We start from the raw sequence: 5,460 nt of genomic DNA on the forward strand, positions 1-5,460 counted from the left end.
TTTTCCAGCCGCTCGCCGGCATCTATGACTGGCGGCAGCCCGAAAAGTTCACTGCGGTTCTGCAGGCCGCCGTCGAAGGGTTGCCGGAACAAGGGCTGTTCATGTGCCATCCCGGCCATGTCGACGAGACGCTGCGCGCGCGCGACACGATGCAAGGTGTGCGCGAGGTCGAATTCGCGGCCCTGGCATCGGACGCGTTCGGAGCCAGCCTGGCCCGCGCCAATGTCGCAATCATGGATGGCAGGGGATGAACGACGCCGAGCGGCCCCCGCGTTCGACCGGCAACAAGATCGTCCGCTTTGCCATTGTCGGACTGGCCAACACAGCCATCGACCTTGCCAGCTTCTTCCTGCTGCTCAAGCTCGGTGCTTCGCCGCTGCCGGCCAACGTTGCTGCCTGGTTCATCGCCGTCACCTTTTCCTTCGCGGCGAACGGCTTCTGGTCGTTCGAGCGCAATCGAGCCATCCGGCTGCGTGACGCATTCCTTCGCTTCGCCTCGCTTGGAGGGCTAATTTCGCTCGGCGTCTCCAGCCTCTCCATCGCGCTGTTTGCCGGCATCGCCGGAGTGTGGCCGGCAAAGATCGCCGGTGTCGTGGTGGCGGCGGTGCTGAATTTCCTCGCCGCGCGCTGGTCGATCGAAGGCCGGTTCTTGAGATAGGCGGAACTATTTTTCTTACGAAATTCCGGACGGAAAACCGCTACACACTTTTCCCTGGATTTCTTTACTCCGCCGGTTCCACATTGGTGTAGGCGGCTTCCTCCAACTCGCGCTTCAGTCGCGCTTCCTCATGGGTCTTCGGCGTGACGAAGCGGCCAAGCAGGAGATAGGCGACCGGCGTCAGGAACAGTGTCGAGACGGTGGCCAGCCCCAGGCCGCCGACGATGACCCAGCCGAGCGCGACGCGCGCCTCGGCACCGGCGCCGCTCGCCAGCACCAGCGGCAAGCCGCCGAGCACGGTGCAGATCATCGTCATCATCACCGGCCGCACGCGGATGATCGAGGCCTGCTCGATCGCTTCGCGCACGCCAAGCCCGCGATCGCGCAGCTGGTTGGCGAATTCGACGATCAGGATGCCGTTCTTGGCCATGACGCCAACCAAAAGCACCAGGCCGATCTGGCTGTAGGCATTGAGACTGGTGCCCGAGAGCAGAAGCGCGAAAATCGCGCAGGCCAGTCCGAGCGGCACCGTCGCCATGATGATGACGGCACTGACGAAACTTTCGAACTGGGCGGCCAGCACCAGGAGGATGATGACCAGCGCGAAGCCGAAAATGGTGATCATGGCGCTGTTGGTTTCGCCCAGCGTCGCCGCCTCGGCCAGCGGCAAGATGCGGCTGCCTGGCGGCAGCAGCGGCGTGGCGATCTCCTCGGCGCGGGTGAGCGCGTCGCCAAGTGCGAAGTCGCCACTGAGGTTGGAGGTGATGGCCACCGAGGGCTGCTGCTGTTCGCGCGACAGTGATGGCGGTACGGCACGTTCGGTCAGCGTGGCGATGGTCGACATCGGCACGAAACGTCCGTCTGATGTTTTCAGGAAGATGTTTTCCAGATCCGTCGGATCGTTGATCGGATTGGTGGTCGAGACCAGCTTCACGCCGTAGCTGCGGTCGGCGATGTAGACGTCGACGACATCGTTGCCGTCGAGCATGGCCTGCAAGGTGTTGGCCAGTCCCGATATGTCGATGCCGAGGTCGGAGGCGCGCTCGCGGTCGATGGCCACGGCGAGCTGCGGTTGCGTCGGGTCGATCGACAGGCGCGGTGTCTGGAAGCGCGCGTCCTTCTGCATCTCGGCGATGATCTTCACGGCTGCGTCGCCGAGCGCCTTGCGGTCGTTGCCGACCAGCGCGAACTGCAGGCCGTTGCCGGCGCCACGGATGCCGAGGCTGTTGGGCTGTACCGGGAAGATGCGCACGCTCGGAACCTGCCTGGTCAACTGGCTGATCTCGGCCATGATCTCCTGCTGGCTGCGGCTGCGCTCGTTCCACGGCGCCAACGTCATCACCATGAAGCCGGAATTGTAGGAGCCGTTCTGGCCGGCATTCTCGAAGGTCGAGCGGATCTCGCCGGAATCGCGCATCGGCTGGATCAGTCTCTCGATCTTCTGCATCTGCTGCGTCGTATAGTCGAGGCTGACGCCTTGCGGGGCGCTGATGCGCAGAAGCACGGCGGCGCGGTCCTCGGTCGGCGTCAGCTCCTGGCGGATGGTGCCGAACAGCGTGAAGGCGGTGCCGGCAAACAGCACCGCGACCAGAAGCACGATCCATGGCGCGTCGAGGCAGGCGTGTAGGCCGCGCTTGTAGGCCGTACTGAGCGCGCCGCCGATGCGGGCGCCGATGCCATGGCCCCCTTCGTGGTGGAGCGATGCGCTGGTCAGCATGCGCGAGGCGAGCATCGGGCACAGCGTCAGCGCCACAACGCAGGACAATAGCACCGACATGGCAAGCACGAAGCCGAATTCGCGGAACAGGCCGCCGGTCTGGCCGGGCAGGAACGAAATCGGCACGAAGACGGCGACCAGCGTCAAGGTGGTGGCAATGACGGCGAAAAACACTTCCTGCGCGCCAAGCACGGCGGCGGCGCGGGGCCCCATGCCTTCATTGCGTCGTCGCACGATGTTTTCGAGCACGACGATGGCGTCGTCGACGACCAGTCCCGTCGCCAGCACCAGAGCGAGCAGGGTCAGGATGTTGACCGAGAAGCCGGCCAGATAGATGGCAGCGATGGTGCCGATCATGGCGACGGGCATCGACAGGCCGGGGATCAGCGTCGCGCGCCAGTCGAGGAGAAACACATAGATGACGATCAGCACCATAGTCACGGACAGGCCGAGTGCGATCTCGACCTCGTGCACCGCGCCCTTGACGAAGACGGCGTCGTCGCTGGTGATCTTGATCGACATGCCCTTGGGCAGGTTTTCCTGCAGCTTGGCGACGGCGGCCTGGACACCGGTCGAGATGTCCAGCGTGTTCGATTCCGCCTGGCGGATGATGCCGATGCCGATGCCGGTCTTGCCGTCCGAGCGCAGCGTGGTCTGGCCGACGTCGGGACCGAGCGTGACGGTGGCGACGTCGCGGATGCGCGTCGTGCCGCCGACAATGATGTTTTCGAACTCTTCCGGCGTGGTCACGTCGGCAGTCGTGCGGACGATCAGGTCCTGGTTGGTCGTGGTGATCGAACCGGCAGGGGAATCGAAAGCGACCGAGGCAAGGGCGGCCCTGAGATCGGCAACCGTGAAGCCGAGGCTGGCCAGCTTGTTCTGGTCGACATCGATGCGAAAGATCTTGTCGCGGTCGCCATAGACCTGGACGTCTGCAACGCCGGGCACGGCGGCAAGCTCGTCCTCGATCTGGTCCTGGACCACCACGGTCATGTCCTGGATCGACATGTTGTCCGAGGTCACCGCCAGTCGCATCACCGCGTCGGAATTGGCGTCGGCCTTGACGATGCGCGGCGGATCGGCGGTGTCGGGCATCTGATTGGCGACGCGGCCGACAGCATCACGCACGTCCGAGGCGGCGACATTCAGATCGACGCCGTCGTTGAACTCGATGGTGACGCGGCTCGAGCCGAACGAGGAAGACGACGAGATCGACTTGACGCCTGAGACGCGGGCGACGGCGCCCTCGATCGTGTCGGTCAGTTCGCGGTCGACGGTCTCGGCCGCCGCGCCCTCGAAGGTGGTGGAAACAGTGACGACCGCGCGGTCGACATCAGGCAGTTCGCGGATCTCGACGCCGTAGAAAGCGGCCAGGCCGGCGACCGCGATCAGCGTGTTGAGCACGAAGGCCATGACCGGCCTGCGGATGAACAGGGCGGTGAAGCCGGTCTCGCTGGCGGTGTTGATGGTTCCGGTCATGAGCCTGCGGCGGCGTCCGCGGCGCGCTGCTCTTCGCCGGCAAGGCGAACCGCGCCGCCCTCGCTGACGCTCTGGGTGCCTTCTGTGACCACCATGTCGCCATTGTCGATCTCGGCGTCGATCAGCACGGTCTCGGTGTTGCGCTGGATGATGCGCACCGGGACCCGCCTGGCCTTGCCATCCTCGATCTGCCAGACATAGGCGCCGTCCGACCCCCACAGGATCGCCAGCGGGCTGACGGCCGGATAGGTTTGCCCCGGAAATTTCATGGTGATGCCGAACGACATGCCGGCGCGCAGCGAATCGGCCGGGTTGGCGATCTTGGCCTTGACCAGCAGGGTGCGGCTCTTTTCATCGATGTGGTTGTCGATGGCCGAAACGGTGCCGCTATAGGCGTTGCTGGGATTGGCGATCGGCGTCGCCGTCAATTGCGCACCGACCTTGACGGCGGCGGCGAAGCGCTCGGGTACCAGGAAATCGACCAGGATCGAGGACCGGTCGTCGAGCGTGGCGATGGCCGACTGGTTGGTGACGTAATTGCCGGCCGAGATCGGCAGGATGCCGACGGTGCCGGCGATCGGCGCCAGGATCGACCGGCGCTGCAGTGCAAGTTCCGCGTCCTGAAGCGCCAGCTTGGCGCCCGCCAGCACCACCTCGGCGTCAGCCACGGCTACCGGGGTCGCGGCATTGGAGGCACGCAGCGACTTGACGCGGTCGAGCTTGGACTGAGCATCCTGCAAGGCGAGCTTGGCACGGTCCTGAGAGATCACTTCGGTCTCGGAATCGAGGGTGGCGAGGATCTGTCCCTTTTCGACATGGCTGCCGGATTCGACCAGCAGTTCGGCGAGGCGGCCGGAGCTGTAAGGATTGACGGTCACCGAGGCGTTGGCACGGCCGGTGCCGATCGCCTGCAGGCGGTCGTTGATAACAGCCGAAGTGGCCGCCAAGGCGACCACGTTCACCCGCTGGTTGCCGTTGCGGCCGTTTGCCTGCCTCGCGTTGGCGGCACCGGTTTCAGCCGGGGGCGTTGCCGCGTAAGCCCAGTCGATGCCCCAACGTGCCAGCACGTCCGGTGCGCCGGGATAAAAGCGCAGCCAGGCGGCTGCCGCCACCACCAGCATCACGAATGCAAAAAGTATCTGTTTCCAGGCGGCCATCAGCACTCCGGTTGGTAAAACAATCCTTCCGTCTACCGGTTTCCCGAAATGAAGCAGACGCAGCGAGGCTATTGTAAGGCAAAGAAGCCGTCTCGATATCGCGTCTTTATGACAATTCTCCGGGGGCTGCGCATATTAAATATATGTAACGTTTGAGAAAATATGCGTAACGCTTCGGATCATCGCATATGCACTAACGCAGACTTTCCATCTCGCGAATGCGTTTGGCGCCTTCTGCTTCCAGTTGCCTGGTGACGGCGCCGATCAGCGTTTCGGCGACGACGAAAAGGGCCGCCGATGAATCCCATGCCGACGGCACCGCGGTTCGTCCGGCGATGACATGGCGAGCAAGGCGGGCGATCGGCGACAGCCACTGGTCGGTGAACAGCACGATCTGCACGCCACGCTGATGCGCCTTCTCGGCGAAGCGGAGGAGGCTGTCCTGGTAG

The 5,460-nt window shown here is 64.3% G+C and carries 5 protein-coding genes; 2 read left to right on the forward strand and 3 right to left on the reverse strand.

Features of this window, described 5'->3' with window-relative positions; genetic code table 11:
- Together EN925_RS21240 and EN925_RS21245 are read left to right on the forward strand one after the other, a co-directional pair.
- Positions 1-251 (forward strand): ChbG/HpnK family deacetylase (locus EN925_RS21240; protein ID WP_245487258.1); only part of this gene is annotated, 251 nt, incomplete at its 5' end.
- The gene (locus EN925_RS21245) at positions 248-658 is read left to right on the forward strand and encodes a GtrA family protein (RefSeq protein ID WP_013529676.1); all 411 of its coding nucleotides are present in this window, start codon (positions 248-250) and stop codon (positions 656-658) included. The genes EN925_RS21240 and EN925_RS21245, both read left to right, overlap by 4 nt.
- A gap of 64 nt (positions 659-722) precedes the next feature.
- On the opposite strand, the gene EN925_RS21250 is transcribed toward EN925_RS21245, so the two are convergent.
- The 3 genes from EN925_RS21250 to EN925_RS21260 all read right to left on the reverse strand — a co-directional run.
- Positions 723-3,854: an efflux RND transporter permease subunit gene (locus EN925_RS21250; protein ID WP_127368873.1), complete on the reverse strand. Its 3,132-nt coding sequence runs from the start codon at positions 3,852-3,854 to the stop codon at positions 723-725.
- Positions 3,851-5,011: an efflux RND transporter periplasmic adaptor subunit gene (locus tag EN925_RS21255; protein ID WP_127368874.1), complete on the reverse strand. Its 1,161-nt coding sequence runs from the start codon at positions 5,009-5,011 to the stop codon at positions 3,851-3,853. The genes EN925_RS21250 and EN925_RS21255 overlap by 4 nt, the downstream gene beginning before the upstream one ends.
- Positions 5,012-5,204: 193 nt before the next feature.
- On the reverse strand, positions 5,205-5,460 hold a 256-nt coding region (locus EN925_RS21260), incomplete at its 5' end, for an SIS domain-containing protein (RefSeq protein ID WP_164894309.1).

The sequence above is a fragment of the Mesorhizobium sp. M7A.F.Ca.US.006.04.2.1 genome, assembly GCF_004022915.1.
Lineage (GTDB): Bacteria > Pseudomonadota > Alphaproteobacteria > Rhizobiales > Rhizobiaceae > Mesorhizobium > Mesorhizobium ciceri.

Bases quoted from the DNA above. Each gene is read 5' to 3' on its own strand.
- EN925_RS21245 (WP_013529676.1), top strand. From the start codon at position 248: ATGAACGACGCCGAGCGGCCCCCGCGTTCGACCGGCAACAAGATCGTC.
- EN925_RS21250 (WP_127368873.1), bottom strand. From the start codon at position 3,854: ATGACCGGAACCATCAACACCGCCAGCGAGACCGGCTTCACCGCCCTG.
- EN925_RS21255 (WP_127368874.1), bottom strand. From the start codon at position 5,011: ATGGCCGCCTGGAAACAGATACTTTTTGCATTCGTGATGCTGGTGGTG.